This window comes from Pseudomonas sp. GW821-FHT02B10, assembly GCF_059421865.1.
The window spans coordinates 117,215-140,155 of the sequence record NZ_JBWKVU010000006.1; the positions used below are offsets into that span (position 1 = coordinate 117,215).

At 62.5% G+C, this 22,941-nt stretch carries 19 protein-coding genes; 9 read left to right on the forward strand and 10 right to left on the reverse strand.

The annotated features are described in order from the left end of the window. Positions 1–94 precede the first annotated feature (94 nt). Complete coding sequence (ppsR, locus tag AC07VU_RS15550) at positions 95–913, reverse strand: posphoenolpyruvate synthetase regulatory kinase/phosphorylase PpsR (protein ID WP_007927505.1); 819 nt, start codon at positions 911–913, stop codon at positions 95–97. A 174-nt stretch (positions 914–1,087) separates the two neighbouring features. Between ppsR and ppsA the strand changes: the two genes are divergently transcribed. The 8 genes from ppsA (at position 1,088) to AC07VU_RS15590 (ending at position 9,224) form a co-directional block, all read left to right on the forward strand. Beyond that, complete coding sequence (ppsA, locus tag AC07VU_RS15555) at positions 1,088–3,463, forward strand: phosphoenolpyruvate synthase (RefSeq protein ID WP_101337263.1); 2,376 nt, start codon at positions 1,088–1,090, stop codon at positions 3,461–3,463. 100 nt (positions 3,464–3,563) lie between these two features. Next, a complete protein-coding gene (locus AC07VU_RS15560) occupies positions 3,564–4,553 on the forward strand; it encodes an alpha/beta fold hydrolase (protein WP_277588210.1) in 990 nt (329 codons plus the stop codon). 249 nt (positions 4,554–4,802) lie between these two features. Continuing rightward, positions 4,803–5,294, forward strand: coding sequence for a ribonuclease E activity regulator RraA (gene rraA / locus AC07VU_RS15565; RefSeq protein ID WP_009042919.1), 492 nt, complete (start codon positions 4,803–4,805; stop codon positions 5,292–5,294). Positions 5,295–5,319: 25 nt separating this feature from the next. After that, complete coding sequence (locus AC07VU_RS15570; RefSeq protein ID WP_009042920.1) at positions 5,320–6,315, forward strand: zinc transporter ZntB; 996 nt, start codon at positions 5,320–5,322, stop codon at positions 6,313–6,315. Between the two features lie 63 nt (positions 6,316–6,378). Continuing rightward, entirely contained in the window at positions 6,379–6,624 is a 246-nt protein-coding gene (locus AC07VU_RS15575) for a hypothetical protein (RefSeq protein WP_007927518.1), read from the forward strand. A gap of 2 nt (positions 6,625–6,626) precedes the next feature. After that, complete coding sequence (locus AC07VU_RS15580; RefSeq protein WP_053260260.1) at positions 6,627–7,451, forward strand: mechanosensitive ion channel family protein; 825 nt, start codon at positions 6,627–6,629, stop codon at positions 7,449–7,451. Positions 7,452–7,539: 88 nt separating this feature from the next. Next, positions 7,540–8,130 (forward strand): RNA polymerase sigma factor SigX, encoded by a 591-nt coding sequence (gene sigX, locus AC07VU_RS15585; protein ID WP_009042922.1) that lies wholly within the window; start codon positions 7,540–7,542, stop codon positions 8,128–8,130. Positions 8,131–8,237: 107 nt separating this feature from the next. After that, complete coding sequence (locus tag AC07VU_RS15590; RefSeq protein ID WP_007927525.1) at positions 8,238–9,224, forward strand: OmpA family protein; 987 nt, start codon at positions 8,238–8,240, stop codon at positions 9,222–9,224. Between the two features lie 77 nt (positions 9,225–9,301). Here the strand turns inward: AC07VU_RS15590 and cobA are convergent, their stop codons facing one another. From cobA to AC07VU_RS15630, 8 genes are all read right to left on the reverse strand, one after another. Next, on the reverse strand, positions 9,302–10,063 hold the full coding sequence (cobA, locus tag AC07VU_RS15595; RefSeq protein ID WP_274306038.1) for a uroporphyrinogen-III C-methyltransferase: 762 nt from the start codon (positions 10,061–10,063) through the stop codon (positions 9,302–9,304). Positions 10,064–10,073: 10 nt separating this feature from the next. Beyond that, positions 10,074–12,788, reverse strand: a complete 2,715-nt coding sequence (locus AC07VU_RS15600; RefSeq protein WP_277588212.1) for a nitrate reductase — start codon at positions 12,786–12,788, stop codon at positions 10,074–10,076. Then, on the reverse strand, positions 12,788–13,105 hold the full coding sequence (gene nirD, locus AC07VU_RS15605) for a nitrite reductase small subunit NirD (RefSeq protein WP_007927531.1): 318 nt from the start codon (positions 13,103–13,105) through the stop codon (positions 12,788–12,790). The genes AC07VU_RS15600 and nirD overlap by 1 nt, the downstream gene beginning before the upstream one ends. Then, positions 13,102–15,555, reverse strand: a complete 2,454-nt coding sequence (nirB, locus tag AC07VU_RS15610) for a nitrite reductase large subunit NirB (RefSeq protein WP_495030107.1) — start codon at positions 15,553–15,555, stop codon at positions 13,102–13,104. Before nirB ends, nirD begins: the two co-directional genes overlap by 4 nt. A 456-nt stretch (positions 15,556–16,011) precedes the next feature. Next, complete coding sequence (locus AC07VU_RS15615) at positions 16,012–17,682, reverse strand: bifunctional protein-serine/threonine kinase/phosphatase (RefSeq protein WP_102678796.1); 1,671 nt, start codon at positions 17,680–17,682, stop codon at positions 16,012–16,014. A 7-nt stretch (positions 17,683–17,689) separates the two neighbouring features. Continuing rightward, positions 17,690–18,901, reverse strand: coding sequence for a nitrate/nitrite transporter (locus AC07VU_RS15620; RefSeq protein ID WP_495030108.1), 1,212 nt, complete (start codon positions 18,899–18,901; stop codon positions 17,690–17,692). Positions 18,902–19,171: 270 nt separating this feature from the next. Continuing rightward, positions 19,172–19,747 carry an ANTAR domain-containing response regulator gene (locus AC07VU_RS15625; RefSeq protein WP_007932173.1) on the reverse strand — a complete coding sequence of 192 codons (576 nt, stop codon included), beginning with the start codon at positions 19,745–19,747 and terminating at the stop codon, positions 19,172–19,174. Positions 19,748–19,762: 15 nt separating this feature from the next. Beyond that, positions 19,763–20,974, reverse strand: coding sequence for a CmpA/NrtA family ABC transporter substrate-binding protein (locus AC07VU_RS15630; RefSeq protein WP_495030109.1), 1,212 nt, complete (start codon positions 20,972–20,974; stop codon positions 19,763–19,765). 240 nt (positions 20,975–21,214) lie between these two features. Between AC07VU_RS15630 and AC07VU_RS15635 the strand changes: the two genes are divergently transcribed. Then, the gene (locus AC07VU_RS15635; protein WP_274306043.1) at positions 21,215–22,234 is read left to right on the forward strand and encodes a quinone-dependent dihydroorotate dehydrogenase; all 1,020 of its coding nucleotides are present in this window, start codon (positions 21,215–21,217) and stop codon (positions 22,232–22,234) included. Positions 22,235–22,370: 136 nt separating this feature from the next. On the opposite strand, the gene rmf is transcribed toward AC07VU_RS15635, so the two are convergent. Next, positions 22,371–22,586, reverse strand: a complete 216-nt coding sequence (gene rmf / locus AC07VU_RS15640; RefSeq protein WP_002553055.1) for a ribosome modulation factor — start codon at positions 22,584–22,586, stop codon at positions 22,371–22,373. Positions 22,587–22,941 lie beyond the last annotated feature (355 nt).

A 22,941-nucleotide genomic window follows, 5' to 3' on the forward strand; every position in this document is an offset into this window, starting at 1 on the left:
GAGCAAGCCCGCTCCTACAAGATCTTGTAAGCCATGTAGGAGCGGCCGGTCGATGCTCGATTGCTCGCGATAGCCTTCTATTGGTCAGATAACGCTACTTGAAGCGCCGCTCGACGCCTTTTTCCACGAGGATCTTCGCCGAGATCTCTTCCACCGAGAAATGGGTGGAATTGATGTGCGGAATGTTCTCGCGGCGGAACAGGTTTTCCACCTCGCGCACTTCGAACTCGCACTGGGCATAGCTCGAATAACGGCTGTTGGGCTTGCGCTCGTTGCGGATGGCGGTAAGCCGGTCGGGGTCGATGGTCAGGCCGAACAGCTTGTGCTGGTGCGCGCGCAGGGCCGTCGGCAGCTGCAGGCGTTCCATGTCGTCTTCGGTCAGCGGGTAGTTGGCGGCGCGGATCCCGAACTGCATGGCCATGTACAGGCAGGTCGGGGTCTTGCCGCAGCGCGACACGCCGACCAGGATCAGGTCGGCCTTGTCGTAGTAGTGGGTGCGGGCGCCGTCGTCGTTGTCGAGGGCGAAGTTCACCGCCTCGATCCGCTCCATATAGTTGGAGTTGCCGCCAATGGAATGGGACTTGCCGACCGAATACGACGAGTGCTCGCTCAACTCCAGCTCCAGGGGGGCGAGGAAGGTCGAGAAGATGTCGATCATGAAACCATTGGACGTCGCGAGGATCTCACGGATGTCCTGATTGACGATGGTGTCGAAGATAATCGGGCGAAATCCGTCCTTTTCGGCGGCGATGTTGATTTGTTGTACCATGGCCCGCGCTTTATCTACGCTGTCGATATACGGCCGCGTGATTTTGCTGAAGGTAATGTTTTCGAACTGCGCCAGGAGGCTCTGGCCGAGGGTTTCAGCGGTGATGCCGGTACCGTCGGAGATAAAGAAAGCAGATCGTTTCATTTGCACCTTGGGCCTTAAGCTAGTGACGAATCTTGGATATGATAGGCGCGATTTGCCGGCCTCCAATGGCCCGCATTCTCACTTATTTTCCAGGTCCAGGCCATACAGCTGGCAAGCGCTCCCCCGAGCAGCCGGCTTCTGAGCTTTTCCAACACAGTTAGTGGAGAGATCACCTTGGTAGAGTACGTAGTTTCCCTCGATAAGCTCGGCGTCCATGATGTAGAGCATGTGGGGGGCAAGAACGCATCCCTGGGCGAGATGATCAGTAACCTTGCAGGCGCCGGTGTATCCGTCCCTGGAGGCTTTGCCACGACGGCCCAGGCCTATCGTGATTTTCTCGAATTGAGCGGTCTTAACGACCAGATCCACGCCGCGCTCGACGCCCTGGACGTCGATGACGTGAATGCCCTGGCCAAGACCGGCGCGCAGATCCGTCAATGGATCATGGAAGCCGAATTCCCCGAGCAACTGAATAGCGAAATCCGCACCGCGTTCGCCAAACTGTCCGCGGGCAACCCTGACATGGCCGTGGCCGTGCGCTCCTCGGCCACCGCCGAAGACCTGCCGGACGCTTCCTTCGCCGGCCAGCAGGAAACCTTCCTCAATATCCGTGGCGTCGAGAACGTCATTCGCGCCGCCAAGGAAGTCTTCGCTTCCCTGTTCAACGATCGCGCCATTTCCTATCGCGTGCACCAGGGCTTCGACCACAAGCTGGTCGCCCTGTCTGCCGGCGTGCAGCGCATGGTGCGTTCGGAAACCGGTACCGCCGGTGTGATGTTCACCCTCGACACCGAGTCGGGCTTCCGTGACGTGGTGTTCATCACCGGCGCCTACGGCCTGGGTGAAACCGTCGTTCAAGGTGCGGTGAACCCGGACGAGTTCTACGTCCACAAGGGCACCCTGCAAGCCGGTCGCCCGGCCATCCTGCGCCGCAACCTGGGCAGCAAGGCGATCAAGATGATCTACGGCGACGAAGCCAAGGCCGGTCGCTCGGTCAAGACCGTCGACGTCGACAAGGCCGATCGCGCGCGTTTCTGCCTGACCGATGCCGAAGTCAGCGAGCTGGCCAAGCAGGCGATGATCATCGAGAAGCACTACAAGTGCCCGATGGACATCGAATGGGCCAAAGACGGCGACGACGGCAAGCTGTACATCGTCCAGGCCCGTCCGGAAACCGTGAAGAGCCGCACCCAGGCCAACGTCATGGAACGTTACCTGTTGAAGGAAACCGGCACCGTGCTGGTGGAAGGTCGCGCCATCGGCCAGCGCATCGGCGCCGGCAAGGTGCGGATCATCAAGGACGTGTCGGAGATGGATAAGGTCCAGGCCGGCGACGTGCTGGTATCCGACATGACCGACCCGGACTGGGAGCCGGTGATGAAGCGCGCCAGCGCCATCGTCACCAACCGTGGCGGCCGTACCTGCCACGCCGCGATCATTGCGCGCGAGCTGGGGATTCCAGCGGTTGTCGGTTGCGGCAATGCCACCGAACTGTTGAAGGACGGCCAGGGCGTGACCGTGTCCTGCGCTGAAGGCGACACCGGTTTCATCTTCGAAGGCGAGCTGGGCTTCGACGTGAAGAAAAACTCCGTCGACGCCATGCCGGAGCTGCCGTTCAAGATCATGATGAACGTTGGCAACCCGGACCGCGCCTTCGACTTCGCCCAACTGCCGAACGCCGGTGTGGGCCTGGCCCGCCTGGAGTTCATCATCAACCGCATGATCGGCGTGCACCCCAAGGCGCTGCTGAACTACGCCGGCCTGCCCCATGAAATCAAGGACAGCGTCGACAAGCGTATCGCCGGTTACAACGAGCCGGTCGGTTTTTATGTCGACAAGCTGGTTGAAGGTATCAGCACCTTGGCTGCGGCCTTCTGGCCGAAAAAAGTCATCGTGCGCCTGTCGGACTTCAAGTCCAACGAATACGCCAACCTGATCGGCGGCAAGCTCTACGAGCCGGAAGAAGAAAACCCGATGCTGGGCTTCCGCGGTGCTTCGCGTTACATCAGCGAAGCCTTCCGGGACTGCTTCGAGCTCGAATGCCGTGCCCTCAAGCGCGTGCGCAACGACATGGGCCTGACCAACGTCGAGATCATGGTGCCGTTCGTCCGCACCCTGGGCGAAGCCAGCCAGGTGGTGGATCTACTGGCCGAAAACGGTCTCAAGCGCGGTGAAAACGGCCTGCGTGTGATCATGATGTGCGAGCTGCCTTCCAACGCGATCCTGGCCGAAGAGTTCCTCGAGTTCTTCGACGGTTTCTCCATCGGTTCCAACGACCTGACCCAGCTGACCCTGGGCCTGGACCGCGACTCGGGCATCATCGCGCACCTGTTCGACGAGCGTAATCCGGCGGTCAAGAAACTGCTGGCCAACGCCATCGCGGCTTGCAACAAGGCCGGCAAATACATCGGTATTTGCGGACAGGGCCCGTCCGACCATCCGGACCTGGCCAAGTGGCTGATGGAACAGGGCATCGAAAGTGTCTCGCTGAACCCGGATTCCGTACTGGAAACCTGGTTCTTCCTGGCCGAGGGGCAGGGTGCGGTCTAAGCGGAATGAAGCACCGGCCAGCCTTCGGGCTGGCCGGTGCTTTGAGATTCAAGTAGGGCGGGCTCCATCTGGAAGCCGCCCTTTTTTGTGCAAGAGCATTATGCAAAGCAGCAGCAACCTGTTTCCCGTCGCCTTGATCAGTGCCGAACGTCGAGGCGACCTGAGTGAAGACGTCTACCGCCTGAAGCCCGGCAACAGCCCGGACGCTACGGTCGAGCTGGCCGTTACCCGCCTGGGGATGGCGGATGGGCCCGAATCCCGTGGCGTGCCGGTGATCCTGCTGCACGGCAGCTTCTCCAATCGGCGTTTCTGGTATTCGCCCAAGGGCATCGGCCTGGGCGCGTATCTGGCGCGCATGGGCTTCGATGTATGGATCCCCGAGATGCGCGGTCACGGCCTGTCGCGACGCAATGCCGACTACCGCAAGAATCGCGTCGCCGACTATGCGCAATACGATCTGCCCGCCATCGGCGCCTTCGTGCGGGAACAAAGCGGCCAGGTTCCGCACTGGATCGGTCATTCCCTGGGCGGCATTACCCTGGCGGCGGCCTTGGGCGGCCAGTACCTGGGAGAGCCGGCAGTGGCGTCGGCGGCGCTGTTCGGCTGTCAGGTCAGCCGCACCTATTGGCCATTGAAAATCCCGGCGGTGGAGTGGGGCGGTCGTTTCATTCTCAAGCGTTTTGCCCAGTTGTCCGGCTCGCGACTCAAGCGCGGTCCCGAGGACGAGCCCATTGGCCTGGCCCTGGAAGGCATGCGCTGGTACGGGCTGTTCGGGCGTTTCGGCGATGGGCAGAAGGACTGGTGGGCCGGCTTGTCCGACGTTTCGCTGCCGGTATTGGCGGTGAGCGCGGCCGGGGATCATCAGGATCCGACCTGGGCTTGTCGCAAGCTGTTTGACCAGTTGAGTTCCGAGCATAAGCAGTTTGTCTGCCTGGGGCGCGAACAAGGGTTCAGCGGCAATTTCGGCCATGTGGAGATGCTGGTGAGCAAAGCCGCCCAGGCCGAAGTCTGGCCTTTGGTCGCGCGTTGGTTGAAGGATCAGCAGAACCCGTTGTTGGCGTCGGGCACCGAACTGGCTGCCGCCAGTTGAGTTCAGAAGGCTCTGACAAGAGCATTTCGTTCCGATGCGCTTGCGGCTAAGATATGACGCGTTGAGCGGTTTTGGTCACATTCGGTCGCCGGTAAAGCATTCTGTCCGTGCCGTCGAGCCTGCTGAAATTGGCGTATGGTGAGGGCTAGCTGAAATGTTAAACATTCTCCGTCTGCCCTCGTATCACTCAGCATGAACCCTGCGAATTCCGACACCGCGACGTGTTCTTTCCACTACAGGAGTTTCTCGATGAATCATTACCTCACTCCCGACCTGTGCGACGCCTACCCGGATCTGGTACAGGTGGTTGAACCGATGTTCAGCAATTTCGGTGGCCGCGACTCCTTCGGCGGCGAAATAGTGACCATCAAATGCTTCGAAGACAACTCGCTGGTCAAGGAACAGGTCGAGCTCAAGGGCCACGGCAAGGTGCTGGTGGTCGACGGTGGCGGCTCCCTACGCCGTGCGTTGCTGGGCGACATGCTGGCCGAGAAGGCGGCGAAGAACGGTTGGGAAGGGCTGGTGATCTACGGTTGCATACGTGATGTCGATGTCATCGCGCAAACCGACCTGGGCGTTCAGGCGCTGGCCAGTCACCCGATGAAAACCGACAAGCGCGGCATTGGCGATCTCAACGTGGCGGTGACTTTTGCCGGGGTGACGTTCCGTCCGGGCGAATATGTCTATGCCGACAACAATGGCGTAATCGTTTCGCCAAGCCCGCTGAAAATGCCCGAATAAGCAGTCGACCAAGCAAGGGATGAGGATGTTCGAGGAAGACAACGCGCAATGGGGGCTGGTACATGCCCTGGTGCTGGACGGTAAAGGTGGTGCGCGTGCGATTGCCCGAACTGAACTGGACGACTTGCAGCTGCAAGCCCATGAGAGCCTCTGGCTGCATTGGGATCGCAGCCATCCGCAGACCCAGACCTGGCTGCGTAAATCCAGCGGTCTGAGCGAGTTCAGCTGTGACCTCCTACTCGAAGAAAACACCCGGCCGCGCCTGTTGGCGCTGCCGGACTCCGAGTTCTTGCTGTTTTTACGCGGCATCAACCTCAACCCCGGCGCCGAGCCGGAGGACATGGTTTCGGTACGCATCTTCGGTTCGGCCCAGCGAGTGATCTCCCTGCGCCTGCGGCCATTGCGCGCGACCGATGAGCTGCTGGTGCAACTGGGCGAAGGCAAGGGACCGAAAACCGCCTCCGAACTCATCCTTTATATGGCTGAGTACCTGACCCATAAAGTGCAGGACCTGGTCAGCGACCTGTCGGAAGTGGTCGATGCCGAGGAAGAAAAACTGGATGCCGACGAACGGTATACCCCCGAGCACAGCAACATTCTGCAGATTCGTCGACGGGCTGCCGGACTCAAGCGTTTCCTCGCTCCGCAGCGGGATATTTTCGGTCAGCTCAGCCGCATCAGGCTGCCTTGGTTCGCCGATGACGATGGCGATTACTGGAACGAATTGAACAACAGCCTGACCCGCTACCTGGAAGAGCTCGAATTGACCCGAGAGCGTGTGGGGCTTGTGCTGGAGGCCGAAGACCGGCGCCTGAGCGTGCGCATGAACCGCATCATGTTTCGCTTCGGGATCATCACCGGGATCTTTCTGCCGATGAGTTTTCTGGCCGGCTTGCTGGGGATCAACGTGGGAGGCATTCCGCTTTCCAACAGCCCCTACGGGTTTCTGGTGGCCTGCCTGTTGATGGCGCTGGTCGCGCTGGGACAGTGGTGGTTATTCCGACGTTTGCGCTGGGTCTGATCATGAACTATGTGACCCAAGGAATTTTGATCGCGTCTTTCACTGACATATCGAGAGGTGCGTATGCACGATCCGTTTGAACAGTCGTTGCGTGACATGCTCAAGGCCACACCGTCCACCCGGGACGACGATGCGTGCCTGGGCCGCGTACTGAAAACCGCCAACCGGCAGGTGGGGGCGGGCGATCTGTTCAGCCTGCTCGGCCGCTGGTTGCCGGCGCTGATGATTGCTCTGAATAACGGATCGGCCCATATCTCGCCGGTTTCCCGTCGTAAACCTACTGCTCGCACTGCTGATAAGGCTGATTGAATATGGAACTTGATCTCTGGACTCAGAGCCTCGTCACTGCGATGACTGCGTTGTGGACCAAGGTAGCGAACTTCATTCCCAATCTGTTTGGCGCGTTGGTCGTGCTGCTGCTGGGTTTTGTGGTTGCCAAACTGCTTGATACCCTGCTTTCCAAGTTGCTCGCCAAGCTGGGCCTGGACCGTTTGATGGGCGGTACCGGTTTGACCAAACTGCTGTCCCGCGCGGGCTTGCAGGTACCGATCTCTACCTTGATCGGTAAAATCGTGTATTGGTTCGTATTACTGATTTTTCTGGTTTCTGCTGCAGAATCCCTTGGCCTGGAGCGGGTTTCGGCTACGCTCGACATGCTGGCGTTGTATTTACCGAAGGTTTTCGGGGCCGCGCTGGTGCTGTTGGTGGGGGTATTGCTGGCGCAATTGGCCAATGGGCTGGTGCGCGGAGCGGCCGAAGGGGTCGGTCTGGATTACGCCAGTGGCCTGGGGCGAATCGCCCAGGGCCTGGTGATCATCATCAGTATTTCCGTTGCGATCAGTCAGTTGGAGGTCAAAACCGACCTGCTCAACCATGTGATCGTGATCGTTTTGATTACCGTTGGTCTGGCTGTTGCCTTGGCCATGGGGTTGGGAAGCCGGGATATTGCCGGTCAGATTCTTGCGGGAATCTATGTGCGTGAGTTGTATCAGGTTGGGCAACAAGTGCGAGTTGGCGAGGTCGAAGGGCAGATCGAGGAGATCGGCACGGTTAAGACTACACTGCTGACCGATGAGGGCGAGTTGGTCTCGCTCTCCAATCGGATCCTGCTGGAGCAGCATGTAAGTAGCCGCTAACCCGGCAAACCCTGCTAATGTATGCCGCCGCAAAATGCCCGTGTCTGGGCTGCGGTGGACATTGACCTGACTGTCGGCCCGACTCGTTTTGAATAAAGCCCAATCGCTATCCACGCGCTATGACCCCCGTGAGCTCTCTGACGAGGAGTTGGTTGCGCGCTCGCACACGGAGCTGTTTCACGTAACGCGTGCGTATGAAGAGTTGATGCGACGCTATCAGCGAACCCTCTTCAACGTTTGTGCACGTTATTTAGGGAACGATCGTGATGCTGACGATGTCTGTCAGGAGGTGATGTTGAAGGTGCTGTATGGCCTCAAGAACTTCGAGGGGAAATCGAAGTTCAAGACATGGCTCTATAGCATCACGTACAACGAATGCATCACGCAGTATCGGAAAGAACGGCGGAAACGTCGCTTGATGGATGCGTTAAGTCTTGATCCCCTCGAGGAAGCGTCTGAAGATAAGGCGCCGAAACCTGAGGAAAAGGGCGGACTTGACCGCTGGTTGGTGCATGTGAACCCGATCGATCGGGAGATTCTGGTGCTACGATTCGTCGCAGAGCTGGAGTTTCAGGAGATCGCAGACATCATGCACATGGGGTTGAGTGCTACGAAAATGCGGTACAAGCGTGCGCTTGATAAATTGCGTGAGAAATTTGCAGGCATTGCTGAAACTTAGTTCGGCGCAAATATCTCTTACGTCTAGGTAAGTTCTGATAGACTTACCGCCGAGTTGTCCCCCGGTATGTGGGACTGCTTTACAATCACCAGATGGGGATTTAACGGATGAAACTGAAAAACACCTTGGGCATTGCCATTGGTTCTATTGTTGCCGTGACTTCGTTCGGCGTTCTGGCGCAAGGCCAAGGCGCGGTCGAGGGTGAACTGTTTTACAAAAAACAGTACAACGACAGCGTTAAGCACATCGAAGACGGCTTCAACCCAGGCGCTCGTATCGGCTACTTCCTGACCGATGACCTGTCGTTGGACCTGAACTACGACAAAACCAACCACACCCGTTCGAACGACGGCACTGGCAACCAGAAGATCAAAGGTGACACCGGCAGCCTGCTGGCTACCTACCACTTCGGTCAAGCTGGCGTGGACTCCCTGCGTCCATACGTTTCCGGTGGTTTCGGTCACCAGAGCCGTACCAACGTCCTGGCTGACGGCCACAGCGGTCGCGACCAGTCGACCCTGGCTATCATCGGTACCGGTGTTAAGTACTACTTCACCGACAACCTGTTCGCTCGTGCCGGCGTTGAAGCCGACTACGCAATGGACAACGGCAAGTGGGACTACTCCGCTCTGGTTGGTCTGGGTGTGAACTTCGGCGGCAACGCTGGCAAGGTTGCTCCAGCTCCTGCTCCAGTTCCAGAGCCAACTCCAGAACCAGAAGCTCCGGTTGCTGAAGTTGTTCGTGTTGAGCTGGACGTGAAGTTCGACTTCGACAAGTCGGTCGTTAAGCCTAACAGCTACGCTGACATCAAGAACCTCGCTGACTTCATGAAGCAGTACCCACAAACCACCACCGTTGTTGAAGGTCACACTGACTCCGTCGGTCCTGACGCTTACAACCAGAAACTGTCTGAGCGTCGTGCAAACGCCGTTAAGCAAGTTCTGACCAGCCAGTACGGTGTTGAGTCGAGCCGCGTTCAATCCGTTGGTTACGGTGAGTCCCGCCCAGTTGCTGACAACGCAACTGAAGCTGGCCGCGCTGTAAACCGTCGCGTAGAAGCGCAGGTTGAAGCACAAGCTCAACAAGCTCAGTAATCTGTAGCTTGCAGCTTTGAAAAACCCGGCCTAGGCCGGGTTTTTCTTTGTCCGCGATTTGATGAAAGCGCCTGGAGTCAGGCCGAGAATGCCGCCGCCAGGGCCGCTTCGGAAAGGGCGGGCAGTTGTGCACCGCAAGCGGCCACTTCGCCGACGACCAGGATGGCCGGGCTTTTCAGCTGGAAGGCATGGGCATCGTCCTGCATGGCGTGCAGATCGCTCCGACACAGCCGTTGCTCGGGCAGGGACGCGTTTTCAATCATGGCCACCGGGGTTTGCGGCGCCAGGCCGCCAGCGATCAGCTGTTCACGGATCTCACCCAGTTTTGCCACCCCCATATAGATCACCAGCGTCGTACCGCTTTGTGCCAGGGCTTGCCAGTTCAGGATGCTGTCGTCCTGGGTATGGGCCGTCAGCAGGGTGACGCCACGGGCGACACCGCGCAGGGTCAGCGGGATACCGCACTGGGTAGCTCCCGCCAGGCCGGCCGTGATGCCATTCACCAGTTCCACCTCGACGCCACGTTCCAGCAGCCACTGCGCTTCTTCACCGCCACGGCCGAAGATGCACGGATCGCCGCCCTTGAGGCGTACCACGCACTTGCCATGCCGGGCGTAGCGCAGCATCAGCCGATGAATGAACGCCTGGGGTGTCGAACGACAGCCTCCGCGTTTACCCACGGCAATAACCCGTGCCCGGGGGCAGTGCTCCAGCACCGCCGGATTCACCAGATCGTCGATCAGCACCACATCCGCCTCGCCCAGGGCGCGCACGGCCTTGAGGGTCAGCAGTTCAGGATCGCCAGGGCCCGCACCCACCAGCCAGACTTTTGCGCTCATGTTTGTTTCCTCACAGGGGGATTGCGACGGGCTGTGCCGAGCTGGCCAGCAGACGTTTGATTTCGGGGACGCAGGAGCCGCATTGAGTGCCGCAGCCCAGCTCCTGTTTCAGGCCATCGAGGTCCAGGCCGCGGGAGATCCCGGCACAGACCGCGCTCTGGCTGACGTTCTTGCAGTTGCACAAGGTCTTGCCGTTCGACGCGAGCCCGGCCGCCCCTGGCGGTGCGCTCATCGGCGCCAGCAGCCAGCGGCGCAGTTGCTCATCGGCCTTGCCTTCCAGCCACAGGTTCTGCAGCCAGTGCCGGGCGAGGGTTTCACCGGCCAGGCGAATGGCGGTGATCCGCCCCTGTTCGATGCGAACCCGCTTGCCGATAGAGCGCCGAGGATCGTCATAGGCCAGCACCGGGCCTTCGTTGAGCCCCAGCAATTGGTCGATGTCCTTGAGCAGTTGCGGCGCCGGTGCCTCGGCATTGGCCGCACGCAGTAGCAGGGCGGGGCGTTCGCGACCGGCCAGGCTCAGGCTGACGTAGGCGAAACTTTCACAGAGCGGGCGCAGGGCTTCGAAATGCCGCTGCACGTCGCCTTCGATCAGGGCGAACAATTGCCACGGCAACTGGACCGGCTCCAGGCGTACACCGCTGTGCTTGAGTTCCGGCTGTTTGGACAGTGGATCGAACGCCGGCTGAGTCACGGCATTGACGCCGCCCTTGAGAAACCGATCGCCCCAATGCATCGGCAGGAAAGCCTGGCCCGGGCGCACGCTGTCGTCATCCGCTACTGCGACTATCACGTTGCCGCGCCGGCTTTTCAGCGAGACCAGGTCACCCGCTTGCAGGTTCTGCCGGCGCAGTTCGTCCGGGTGCAGGCTGAGGACGGCTTCGCTGACGTGCCCGAACAGCTGGGCCGCGGTGCCGGTGCGGCTCATGCCGTGCCATTGATCTCGCAGGCGGCCGGTGATCAGGGTCAGGGGGAAGCGCGCATCCCGCTGTTCCTTGGCCGCGCGATATGGGTCGCTGACGAAGTGCGCCCGCCCGCTGGCGGTGGGGAAGCGGCCGTCGACGTACAGCCGCGGCGTCCCCTGTTCGGCGCCGGCGGGGAAGGGCCATTGCTGCGGGCCGATACGGTCGATCAGCGCGTGACTGATGCCGGAAAGGTCCAGGTCGCGGCCGCGGGTCAGCAGTTTGTACTCATCGAACAGCTGGGCAGGCGTATCCAGGGCGAACAGGCTGGGCTGTTGCGGACGCAGGCGCTGTTCCAGGCGCCGGGCGAAGTCCAGAGTGATGGCCCAATCCGGGCGTGCTTCGCCCGGTGCGGCCACGGCGCGGCGCACATGGGAGATGCGCCGTTCCGAGTTGGTCACACTGCCTTCCTTCTCGCCCCAGCTGGCGGCGGGCAGCAGCAGGTCGGCAAAGGCCGCGGTCTCGGTGGTGCGAAAGGCTTCCTGCAGGACCACGAACGGGCAGGCCAGCAAGGCTTCTCGCACCGCGTTCTGGTCGGGCAGCGACTGCGCCGGGTTGGTGCAGGCGATCCACAGCGCCTTGATCTTGCCGCCGCGCAGCTGTTCGAACAGCTCGATCGCGGTCAGGCCGGGGTTGGCCGGCAATTGCTCGACGCCCCAGTAGGCCGCGACTTCAGCCCGGTGCTCTGGGTTGGCGGCGTCCCGGTGCCCCGGCAGCAGGTTCGACAGGCTGCCGGTTTCCCGGCCGCCCATGGCATTCGGTTGGCCGGTGAGGGAGAAAGGGCCGGCCCCGGGGCGGCCGATTTGCCCGGTGGCCAGGTGCAGGTTGATCAGTGCGCTGTTTTTCGCGCTGCCGGCACTGGACTGGTTCAGCCCCATGCACCACAGCGACAGGAAGCTCGGCGAGGTGCCGACCCATTCGGCGCACTGGCGCAGTTGCTCGACGCTGATGCCGCACAGCTGCGCGACCATATGCGGGGTGTAGTCGTGGACCAGGTTCTTTAGCTCGGCCAGGCCTTCGGTATGCGCCTGGATGAAGTCGCGATCGATCCAGTCCTGCCACAGCAGCAGGTGCAGGATGCCGTGGAACAGCGCGACATCGGTGCCGGGCAGGATCGCCAGGTGCAAATCGGCCAGGTCGCAGGTGTCGGTGCGCCGCGGGTCGATGACGATCACTTTCATCTGCGGCCGCAGGCGCTTGGCCTGCTCCAGGCGGCGGAACAGCACCGGATGGGCGTAGGCCATGTTGCTGCCGACGATCATCACGCAATCGCTCAGTTCGAGGTCTTCGTAGCTGCAGGGCGGGGCGTCGGCGCCCAGGCTGCGTTTGTAGCCGACCACCGCCGAGGACATGCACAGCCGCGAATTGCTGTCGATGTTGTTGGTGCCCACCAGGGCCCGGGCCAGCTTGTTGAAGGCGTAGTAATCCTCGGTAAGCAATTGCCCGGAGATATAGAAGGCCACGCTGTCCGGGCCGTGTTCGGCGATGGTTTCGGCAAACAGGTTGGCCGCGTGTTCCAGTGCGGTGTCCCAGTCAGTGCGGCTGCGCGCCAGGGCCTTGCCCAGGCGCAATTCCGGATACAGGGCGCGGGCCGCGAGGTCGCCGGTCAGGTGCAGGGTGGAGCCTTTGCTGCACAGTTTGCCGTGGTTGGCCGGGTGGCTCGGGTCGCCACCGACGCCGAGGATGCGTTCGCCGTCGTGCTCGATCAGCACGCCACAGCCAACGCCGCAGTAACAGCAGGTCGAGGCGGTCGTCTGTCGGTTCATCAGCCGGCATCCCGCAGGGCCAGCAGTACGCGGCCGTTTTCCACCCGCGCCAGATGGTGATGGGCGCAGCCGATATCCGGCGCCTGCGCTTCGCCGGACTCCAGGTCGATCTGCCAGTTGTGCAACGGGCAGGCGACCGTCTTGCCGTAGATCAGCCCCTGGGACAGCGGCCCGCCCTTGTGCGGGCAGCGGTCGTCGAGGGCGAAGACTTCGTCGTCGCTGGTGCGAAAGATCGCGATATCGCCCCTGGGGCCGTTGACGATGCGCGAGCCCAGGGCGTTGATCTCGTCCAGGGCGCAGATATCTAGCCAGTTCATGGCAGCACCTCCAGTTGCTTGACGCGGATCGGCTCGAACTCTTTTTTCAGCTGCGGCTGTTCCTGGCGCTCCTTCCACGGGTCCTGTTCGAAGGACAGGGAGAATTGCAGGCGCTCGTTGAGGGCCTTGCGCCGTTGCGGGTCTTCGATGATGGCCTGCTTGATGTGCGCCATGCCGACCCGCTGCAGGTAGTGCACGGTGCGCTCCAGGTAGAAGGCTTCCTCGCGGTACAGCTGCAGGAAAGCGCCGTTGTATTCGCGCACTTCGTCGGCGGTTTTCAGCTTGACGAAGAACTCCGCGACCTCGGTCTTGATCCCGCCGTTACCACCGATATACATCTCCCAGCCCGAGTCGACGCCGATGATGCCGACGTCCTTGATCCCGGCCTCGGCGCAGTTGCGCGGGCAGCCGGAGACCGCCAGCTTGACCTTGTGCGGCGACCACATGTTGAACAGGTCGTGCTCCAGCTCGATACCCAGCTGGGTGGAGTTCTGCGTGCCGAAGCGACAGAACTCGCTGCCGACGCAGGTTTTCACGGTGCGGATGGACTTGCCGTAGGCGTGGCCGGAGGGCATGTCCAGGTCTTTCCAGACCCCGGGCAAATCCTGCTTCTTGATACCCAAAAGGTCGATGCGCTGGCCGCCGGTGACCTTGACCATCGGCACCTGGTACTTGTCCGCCACGTCGGCGATGCGCCGCAGTTCGGAGGGGGTGGTGACGCCGCCCCACATCCGCGGCACCACCGAATAGGTACCGTCTTTCTGGATATTGGCGTGGGCCCGCTCGTTGATCAGGCGCGATTGCGGATCGTCCCTGGCTTCGCCCGGCCAGGTGGCAATCAGGTAGTAGTTCAGCGCCGGGCGGCAGGTGGCGCAGCCGTTGGGCGTACGCCAGTTCAGGTAGCTCATGGTGCCGGCGATGGTCAGCAGGTGCTGTTCGCGGATCGCCTGGCGGATCTGTCCGTGGTTGAGGTCGCTGCAGCCGCAGATGGCTTTCTCGCTTTTCGGCTTGACGTCGGCCGCGCCGCCCACGGTGTTGATCAGGATCTGTTCCACCAGGCCGGCACAGGAGCCGCAGGAGCTGGCGGCCTTGGTGTGTTTCTTGACCTCGTCGACGCTGAACAGGCCGTGCTCCTGGATCGCCTTGACGATGGTGCCCTTGCACACGCCGTTGCAGCCGCAGACTTCGGCGCTGTCGGCCATGCTCATGGCCTTGTCCTGGCCCTGGTGGCCGACATCGCCCAAAGCGTTCTCGCCGAACATCAGGTGGTCGCGGATCTCGCCGATAGCGTGGTTCTCGCGGATCTGCCGGAAGTACCAGCCGCCGTCGGCGGTGTCGCCATACAGGCAGGCGCCGACCAGGATGTCGTCCTTGATCACCAGCTTCTTGTACACGCCGCCGATGGGGTCGGAGAGGGTGATGGTCTCGGTGCCTTCGCCGCCCATGAAGTCGCCGGCGGAGAACAGGTCGATGCCGGTGACTTTCAGCTTGGTCGAGGTCACCGAGCCCTTGTAAGTGGCGAAGCCCAGTTGAGCGAGGTGGTTGGCGCAGACCTTGGCCTGTTCGAACAGCGGCGCCACCAGGCCGTAGGCGATGCCGCGATGGCTGGCGCATTCGCCGATGGCGTAGATGCGTGGGTCGTAGGTCTGCAGGGTGTCGTTGACCAGGATCCCGCGGCTGCACGGCAGCCCGGCTTTTTCCGCCAGCTCGGTATTGGGCCGGATGCCGGCGGCCATCACCACCAGGTCGGCGGGGATGATGTCGCCGTTCTTGAACTGCACCGAGCCGACCCGGCCATTGCCCGCGTCGTGCAGGGCCTGGGTCTGTTCGCTCAGGCGGAATTTCAGGCCGCGGCTTTCCAGGGCGGTTTGCAGCAGCTGGCCACTGGTCTTGTCCAGTTGGCGCTCCAGCAACCATTCGCCGATGTGCACCACGGTCACGTCCATGCCGCGCAGCATCAGGCCGTTGGCGGCTTCGAGGCCGAGCAGGCCGCCGCCGATGACCACTGCGTGCTTGTGGGTCTTGGCAGTGTCGATCATCGCCTGGGTGTCGGCGATATCGCGGTAGCCGATCACGCCCTGCAGGTCGTTGCCGGGAATCGGCAGGATGAACGGGGTCGAGCCGGTGGCGATCAGCAGGCGGTCGTACTCGGCTTCGCTGCCGTCTTCGGCGATCACCCGGCGCTTGACCCGGTCGATCTGCACCACCTTGCGGTTGAGCAGCAGCTTGATGTGGTTGTCCAGGTACCAGCTCAGGTCGTTGAGCACGATCTCTTCGAAGGTCTGTTCGCCGGCCAGTACCGGGGAGAGCAGGATGCGGTTGTAGTTGGTGTGGGGTTCCGCGCCGAAGACCGTGATGTCGTACAGCTCATTGCTCAGCTTGAGCAGCTCTTCCAGGGTACGGACCCCGGCCATGCCGTTGCCGATCATCACCAGCTTGAGTTTGTTCATTTCGCTCTCCGCGTAGACAGGCCGTCGGGCATGCCGGGCCTGGCTCGATAAACGTTGCGCAAACAAAAAAGGCGTCCCGCCAGTTGCCTGGCAGGACGCCTTTGTCCGGTCCCGTTCTCTCGGGAAAACCCATCCTTCGTCGTTGAAGGCCGGGTCGTATGTGCTGTTGGGAGAGTTAATGCAGCGGTTGTGCCAAGTTCCGCCAATGGCGGTTTCAGCGGGGCTGAAAGCCTGCCTCTGGCCAGCAGGGAGGATTTTCTGCACCGATTCAAAGCGTCTTGCCCGTTTCTGGCGCGCGCAGCACTATCCCTGTAGCCGCTGCCGCAGGCTGCGATCGACGGCGTAGCCGGCGTAAGGCGGCATCCCCTACCTGCGGGTAAAACCGCTTCGTCAGGTTCTGCGGCCCCTGCGGTGCCGGTCGCAGCCTGCGACAGCGGCTACAGGAGAATGGTGAGGTCAGTGGTGCAGGAACAGGTACAGCAACAGCAGGTTGAGCAACAGCGAGACCAGCGCCAGGGTGCGCCAGACTTTCAAGGGCTCGCGTTCCAGCAGCGGTCTGGGGCGCACGCTGAGGCTGCGGCGCTCGCCCTGTTCCAGCACCAGCAACCACTCTTCGGCGGTTTCATAACGCTGGGCCGGATCGGCCTGTACCGCGCGTTCCAGGCTCTGTTCGAGCCAGTCCGGCAGGTCCGGGCGATAGCGGCTGGCGCTGACCGGGGTGGTGAAGCGCGGGCGCTGGAAGGCTTCGATTTCGCCGTAGGGAAAATGCCCGGTCAGCAAGTGGTAGAGGGTCACGCCCACCGCGTACAGGTCCTGTCGCGGTGTCGGCGCCACGCCGTTGAAAGCCTCTGGGGCGATATAGCTCGGGGTGCCGGGCAGCAGGTGCGCCTGGTCCTCGGATAGGCCGGGGCAATAGGCCAGGCCGAAATCCAGCAGGCGCAGTTCGCCGTCGTCCCCGAGCAGCAGGTTTTCCGGCTTGATGTCGCGGTGCAGGATCTGCCGGCGGTGCAGCAGGCCCACGGCCCGCAGCAGACGCTCGGCCAGGTCCTGCCACTGTGCCAGCGGCAAGGGGCCATGTTGTTGCAGATGCTCGGCCAGGGTCTGCCCCGGGTATTCGCGCATCACGTAATACAGATGCTGGCGGCTGGTCGCGGCATGCACTTCGGGAAAGTGCCGGCCGGCCACCCGGCGCAGGAACCACTCCTCTGACAGCAGCGATTGCCCGGCCTGATGATCGTCGTGCAGATGACCGGGCAGGGTTTTCAGCAGCCAGGGTTGTTGTTGCGCATCGAGCACGCGGTACAGCAGGGATTGCTGGCTGTGCCCGAGCACTTCGACGACCTGCCAGCCTTCGAAGTGCTGGCCCGGCTTGAGGGGCGGCGGCAGTGGCCATTGCTGCAAGTGAATCAGGGCGTCGCCGATGGAGCTTTCGCCCAGGGCTTCGACCCGCACCAGCAGGGCGCTGGCATTGTCCTGGCTGCCGGCCAGGTGCGCGGCGCTGACCAGGGTCTGCACTGCGCTGTCGAGGTCGGGCTGGTCGCGCAGGATCGCGGCGATGGCGGTGTCGCCCAGGGTGGCCCAGACGCCATCGCTGAGCATCAGGAAACTTTCGTTTTCCCGCAGCTCGCCATCGAGGAAATCCACCACCAGATGCTGGTCCAGGCCCAGGGCACGCTTGAGCACATGCTGCATGCCGGGTTGGTCCCAGACATGATCGTCGCTGATGCGTTGCAACTGATCGGCATGCCAGCGATAGACCCGGCAATCGCCGACATGGGCCAGGGTAAAGCGCCGGCCGCGCAGCACCAGGGCGCTGACGGTGGTCAGCAGCGGCTGGCCGCCGCCGTTGGCCTGCAACCAGCGATTCTGCGCCAGCAGCAGGCGTTCCAGGGCCTGGGCCACGGCCCAGGTTTCCGGGGTGGCGTAGTAGTCCAGCGCCAGCGCCTGCAAGGTCGAGCGCGCGGCCAGGCCGCCATCGGCGCATTGGCTGACACCGTCGGCGATGGCGAACAGCAGGCCCTTGCTGGCGGCCAGGGTCGGCGCCGGGGTGACCAGGCGCAAGGCGTCCTGGTTCTCCGCGCGCGGACCGATGGCGCTGGCCTGGGCGTGGCTCAGTCGCAGGCTCATGGACGGCTCAGACCCGCGCCGCGGTGACAGCGGCGGAGCCCCAGGTGGTCCGCCAGCGGCGTTTCACCCCGTGCAGGCCGAACCAGGCCAGCACGCCCAGGCTGGCGAACAGCCACAGGGCCAGTTGATAGCTGCCGGTGCTTTGCTTGATCGCGCCCATGCCCGCGGCCAGGGCGAAACCGCCGATGCCGCCGGCCATGCCGATCAGCCCGGTCATCACCCCGATCTCGCGGCGGAAACGTTGTGGCACCAACTGGAAGACCGCGCCGTTACCCGCACCCAGGCCGAGCATGGTGCACACGAACAGGGCCAGGGCCGCGTAGGAGCTGGGCAGGTTGAAACCGACCGCGGCGATGCACACCGCCGCGACGCTGTACATCACCAGCAGGGTGCGAATACCGCCGAAGCGATCGGCCAGCGCGCCGCCCAGCGGGCGCATCAGGCTGCCGCCGAACACGCAGGCGGCGGTGTAGTAGCCGGCGGTGACCGGGCTCAGGCCGTACTGGTCGTTGAAGTAGCCGGGCAGGGCGCTGGCCAGGCCGATGAAACCGCCGAAGGTCACGCTGTAGAAGAACATGAACCACCAGCTGTCGCGGTCGCCCAGGGCCTTGAAGTAGTCGGCCATGGATTTGGCCTTGGGCCGTTCCGGGGCGTTCTTGGCCAGCCAGGCGAACAGCACCAGGGTCAGGATCAGTGGGATCAAGGCGAAGCCGAACACGTTGCTCCAGCCGAAGGCACCGGCCAGCAAGGGCGCGAACAGCGCCGCGAATACCGTGCCCGAGTTGCCGGCCCCGGCGATGCCCATCGCCTTGCCCTGGTGCTGTGGTGGATACCATTGCGAGGCCAGCGGCAAGGCCACGGCGAACGAAGCGCCGGCCATGCCCAGGAACAGCCCCAGCAGCAGGGCCTGATCATAGCTGTGGATGCCCAGCTTCCAGGCGCAGAACAGCGCGCCGATGACAATCACCTGGCCGATCAGCCCGGCGGTCTTGGGGGACAGGCGATCGGCCAGCAGGCCCATGGCGAACCGCAGCACGGCGCCGGCCAGGATCGGCGTGGCCACCATCAGCCCGCGCTGCTGGGTGGTCAGTTGCAGGTCGGCGGCGATCTGCACGGCCAGCGGGCCGAGCAGGTACCAGACCATGAAGCTCAGGTCGAAGTAGAGGAAGGCCGCGAACAATGTCGGGGTGTGGCCGGATTTCCAGAAGCTTGAATTCATCGCGCACCTCAGCTGTTAAGAGTCTCGAAAGGAGTCATGAGCTTTTGCGTGGGGCGCCATTACGGCCGCTCCACCGGCCCCGGGCTGTGGGGCCAAAACGAAAAAACGCCGCAACCCGTTTCGCCTGGGGCGAGAAGGGTGTGCGACGTCTTTGTCGTAGGTGGGGCAACCGCCGTTGGTTACCTGTATCGATTACATAGCCAGATTTGTGCCAAGAGTTGCAGTCCTGGTGTTCCGGATCGCGGGCAAGCTGCACCGCAGCCGTGGGATTCAGCCCAGCAACTCGCTCATGGCGATGATCTGCTCGGCCACCTGGATCAGCTTCTGCTGGCGGCTCATGGCCTGGCGGCGCATCAGGGTGTAGGCCTGTTCTTCGTTGCAGTCTTTCATCTTCATCAACAGGCCCTTGGCCAGCTCGATGCGCTTGCGCTCGGCCAACTGCTGGTCGCGGGCCTGCAGCTGCGCACGCAAGGCCTGGTCGCTCTCGAAGCGGGCCATGGCCACGTCGAGAATGGGCTGCAGGCGCTGGGCCTGGATGCCTTCGACTATGTAGGCACTGACCCCGGACTTGATGGCGTGGCGCATCACGTCGGGGTCGTGCTCGTCGGTGAACATCACGATCGGCCGTGGCTGGTCGCGGCTGACCAGCACCACTTGCTCCATCACATCGCGGCTCGGTGATTCGGTATCGATCAAGATCACGTCCGGACGCACCGTTTCGACGCGCGTCGGCAGGTCGATGGTCAGGCCCGACTCGTCGATCACCTCGAAACCGGCTTCCATCAGGGCCGCCTTGAGCCGACCGACCTTCTTGGCGGTGTCGTTGATCAGCAGGATACGCAACATGGTCTCGGGCTCCTGTCAGCGGCTGGCGAGAAGAGGCGAGCTGTCGCTCATGGCGTGCAGTTGGAAGCTGCGGGCATAGGCGGCCGGGTCCGAACCGTCCCACAGCTTGCCGTCGATCAACTGGCTGCTGCGCATGTCCTGGCCCCAGGACGCGACGCCGACGGCGGTGGCGGCTTCACGATAGAGCTCGAGTTGCTGCACCTGGCGCGCGATGCCCAGGTAATCCGGGTCTTCGCGCAGCAGGCCCCAGCGGCGGAACTGGGTCATGAACCACATGCCGTCGGACAGATACGGCAGGTTGACCGCGCCTTCATTATGAAAGCGTAGCGCGTGCGGGTCCTGCCAGCGGTGACCGAGGCCATCGGCATATTCGCCGAGCAGGCGCGGCTCGATGCAGTCCAGCGGCGCATCGAGGTACTCGCGGGCGCTCAGCAGTTGCGCGGTGCTCTGGCGGTTCTCGCGGCTCTGCTCGATGAAGCGACTGGCCGCGAGGATCGCCATGACCAGGGCCCGGGCGGTGTTCGGGTATTGCTCGACGAAGGCACGGGTGCAGCCGAGGACTTTTTCCGGGTGGTCGGGCCAGATCGCCTGGCTGGTGGCCAGGGTGAAGCCCAGGTTCTGGTTCACCGCGCTGGCGCTCCAGGGTTCGCCCACACAGAAACCGTCGATGCGCCCGGCCTGCAGGTGCGCGACCATTTGCGGCGGCGGCACCACCACGCTGTCGACGTCCTGCAACGGGTGGATGCCCTGGGCGGCCAGCCAGTAATACAGCCACATGGCGTGGGTGCCGGTGGGGAAGGTCTGGGCGAAGGTCAGCCTTGCCCGGCTTTGGTGCACGTGTCGGTGAAGCGCTTCAGGAGTGGTCACGTTCAGGGCTTGCAGCTCCCGCGAGAGGTTGATGCTCTGGCCGTTCTGGTTCAGGCCCATCAGCACCGCCATGTCGCTGGCGTTGACCCCGCCGATGCCCAGGTGCACGGCGTAGATCAGGCCGTACAGGCTGTGGGCGGCATCCAGCTCGCCGCTCACCAGCTTGTCCCGCAGGTTGGCCCAGGATGCCTGGCGCTTGAGGTTCAGGGTCAGGCCGTAAGGCTGGGCGAAGCCCTGGGTGGCGGCGACCACCACCGAGGCACAGTCGCTCAAGGCCATGAAGCCGAGGTTGATCGCGGTCTTTTCCGGGGCATCGCTGCCGTTGACCCAGGCCAGCGGGCTGACGGGGAGTTCGTTCATGGGGTGGCGCCCTCAATAAAAAGCTTCCATAAAAAAACGTCGCACCCGCGCCAGGCAGAGCCAGCGGGGTAACGACGCCTTTGTCTTTCGACCCACGCCGCCATTGGCCTGGGTGCTGATGCAGGTTGTGGTGCAAGGCATATGCCATTCACCGCTGATTTCGCCGCGTGCCTCGCCTGCGGCCCCCATGCCCGGCTATAATCGCCGCCTCATTTCGCCGCCACCGAGTCAAGCCCGCCCATGTATACCCTGGCCCGCCAGCTGTTGTTCAAACTCTCCCCGGAAACCTCCCACGATCTGTCCCTGGACCTGATCGGCGCGGGCGGGCGTTTGGGCCTCAATGGCTTGCTGTGCAAGGCGCCGGCGCAGATGCCGGTGAAGGTCATGGGCCTGGACTTCCCGAACCCGGTCGGCCTCGCGGCCGGCCTGGACAAGAATGGCGCGGCCATCGACGGCTTCGCCCAATTGGGTTTCGGTTTCGTCGAAATTGGCACCATCACTCCGCGTCCGCAGCCGGGCAATCCCAAGCCGCGGATCTTCCGCCTGCCGGAAGCCGAGGCGATCATCAACCGCATGGGCTTCAACAACCTGGGCGTCGATCACCTGCTGGCCCGGGTGGCGGCGGCCAAGTACAAGGGCGTGCTGGGGATCAACATCGGCAAGAACTTCGACACCCCGGTCGAGCGTGCGGTGGATGATTACCTGATTTGCCTGGACAAGGTGTATGCCCACGCCAGCTACGTGACGGTCAACGTCAGTTCGCCCAACACCCCGGGCCTGCGCAGCCTGCAGTTCGGCGAGTCGCTCAAGCAGTTGCTTGGCGCCCTCAGCCAGCGTCAGCAGGAACTGGCAGTGCAGTACGGCAAGCGGGTTCCGCTGGCGATCAAGATCGCCCCGGACATGACCGACGAAGAAACCGCCGAAGTGGCGCAAGCCCTGATCGAGACTGGGATGGACGCGGTCATTGCCACCAATACCACCCTGAGCCGTGTAGGTGTCGAAGGCATGGAGCATGGCGACGAGGCGGGCGGCCTGTCCGGCGCGCCGGTGCGCGACAAGAGCACCCACACCGTGAAGGTGCTGGCGGGCGAGCTGGCCGGGCGTTTGCCGATCATTGCGGTGGGCGGTATCACCGAAGGCAAGCATGCGGCGGAAAAGATCGCTGCCGGCGCCAGCCTGGTGCAGTTGTATTCGGGCTTCATCTACAAGGGCCCGGCGCTGATTCGCGAGTCGGTGGACGCGATCGCCGCGTTGCGCTGAGGACCGCGGCTTTTTGCGCGGCCAATAAAAAGGGCTCCTGAAAGGAGCCCCTGGGCCGCAGCCCGCCGTCCGGATGGGACGTGCGTGGTTAAGTCGTTGCGTATTCAGATTTTGGTGTCGGAATGTGTGCCCTGTTTTAGCCGACGGCGTGAAGTTCGTTGAGTCTGTGGATTCCCGCAGTGCCGGTCATACCGTCCCAGTTGTCGCCGCGTCCTTCGCGCCAGCCATTGATCCAGGCTTGGCGTACCGACGGTAGAGTAAAGGGGCAAAGCTCACGGGACTTGCCATGAACGCCATACTGATATCCGCGCAAAAATGCTCTTTCCAACGGATCACGCTTAAGTCTTCTCATAGGGTGTTTCCCTCACTTGTTGACTGTCTTATGTCCCGTCGGCCTCGTTTGAGGCCGGGCAGAATGCTTCTGCCGTTGGTGCTCGCTGCCGGCGTCGCGAGCGTGGCGTTGGCGTCATTGCGGCGCCAACCTGAGTTGATTTCTAACCAATGCGTCACAACGAGGGAATGATCGTTTTGTCATAAGGACGTAACGATAATGATGTTGAGGCCATAAGAACGGCCTGCTTTACATCAGGTTGATCAGGCAAACCTCGCTCTGATCAGCCTCTTACTGGATGATGGGCTTAATGCTTTAGTGAGAATTCCATTCCGTTGCACTCAGGTATTATTCGATGAAAGGTCGAGATATGACC

Bases quoted from the DNA above. Each gene is read 5' to 3' on its own strand.
- nirB (WP_495030107.1), bottom strand. From the start codon at position 15,555: ATGAACAAACTCAAGCTGGTGATGATCGGCAACGGCATGGCCGGGGTC.
- AC07VU_RS15575 (WP_007927518.1), top strand. From the start codon at position 6,379: ATGCACGATCCGTTTGAACAGTCGTTGCGTGACATGCTCAAGGCCACA.
- nirD (WP_007927531.1), bottom strand. From the start codon at position 13,105: ATGAACTGGCTAGATATCTGCGCCCTGGACGAGATCAACGCCCTGGGC.
- AC07VU_RS15600 (WP_277588212.1), bottom strand. From the start codon at position 12,788: ATGAACCGACAGACGACCGCCTCGACCTGCTGTTACTGCGGCGTTGGC.
- AC07VU_RS15615 (WP_102678796.1), bottom strand. From the start codon at position 17,682: ATGAGCCTGCGACTGAGCCACGCCCAGGCCAGCGCCATCGGTCCGCGC.
- AC07VU_RS15630 (WP_495030109.1), bottom strand. From the start codon at position 20,974: ATGAACGAACTCCCCGTCAGCCCGCTGGCCTGGGTCAACGGCAGCGAT.
- AC07VU_RS15560 (WP_277588210.1), top strand. From the start codon at position 3,564: ATGCAAAGCAGCAGCAACCTGTTTCCCGTCGCCTTGATCAGTGCCGAA.
- AC07VU_RS15590 (WP_007927525.1), top strand. From the start codon at position 8,238: ATGAAACTGAAAAACACCTTGGGCATTGCCATTGGTTCTATTGTTGCC.
- cobA (WP_274306038.1), bottom strand. From the start codon at position 10,063: ATGAGCGCAAAAGTCTGGCTGGTGGGTGCGGGCCCTGGCGATCCTGAA.
- AC07VU_RS15620 (WP_495030108.1), bottom strand. From the start codon at position 18,901: ATGAATTCAAGCTTCTGGAAATCCGGCCACACCCCGACATTGTTCGCG.
- ppsR (WP_007927505.1), bottom strand. From the start codon at position 913: ATGAAACGATCTGCTTTCTTTATCTCCGACGGTACCGGCATCACCGCT.
- AC07VU_RS15625 (WP_007932173.1), bottom strand. From the start codon at position 19,747: ATGTTGCGTATCCTGCTGATCAACGACACCGCCAAGAAGGTCGGTCGG.
- rraA (WP_009042919.1), top strand. From the start codon at position 4,803: ATGAATCATTACCTCACTCCCGACCTGTGCGACGCCTACCCGGATCTG.
- AC07VU_RS15570 (WP_009042920.1), top strand. From the start codon at position 5,320: ATGTTCGAGGAAGACAACGCGCAATGGGGGCTGGTACATGCCCTGGTG.
- AC07VU_RS15580 (WP_053260260.1), top strand. From the start codon at position 6,627: ATGGAACTTGATCTCTGGACTCAGAGCCTCGTCACTGCGATGACTGCG.
- AC07VU_RS15635 (WP_274306043.1), top strand. From the start codon at position 21,215: ATGTATACCCTGGCCCGCCAGCTGTTGTTCAAACTCTCCCCGGAAACC.
- rmf (WP_002553055.1), bottom strand. From the start codon at position 22,586: ATGAGAAGACTTAAGCGTGATCCGTTGGAAAGAGCATTTTTGCGCGGA.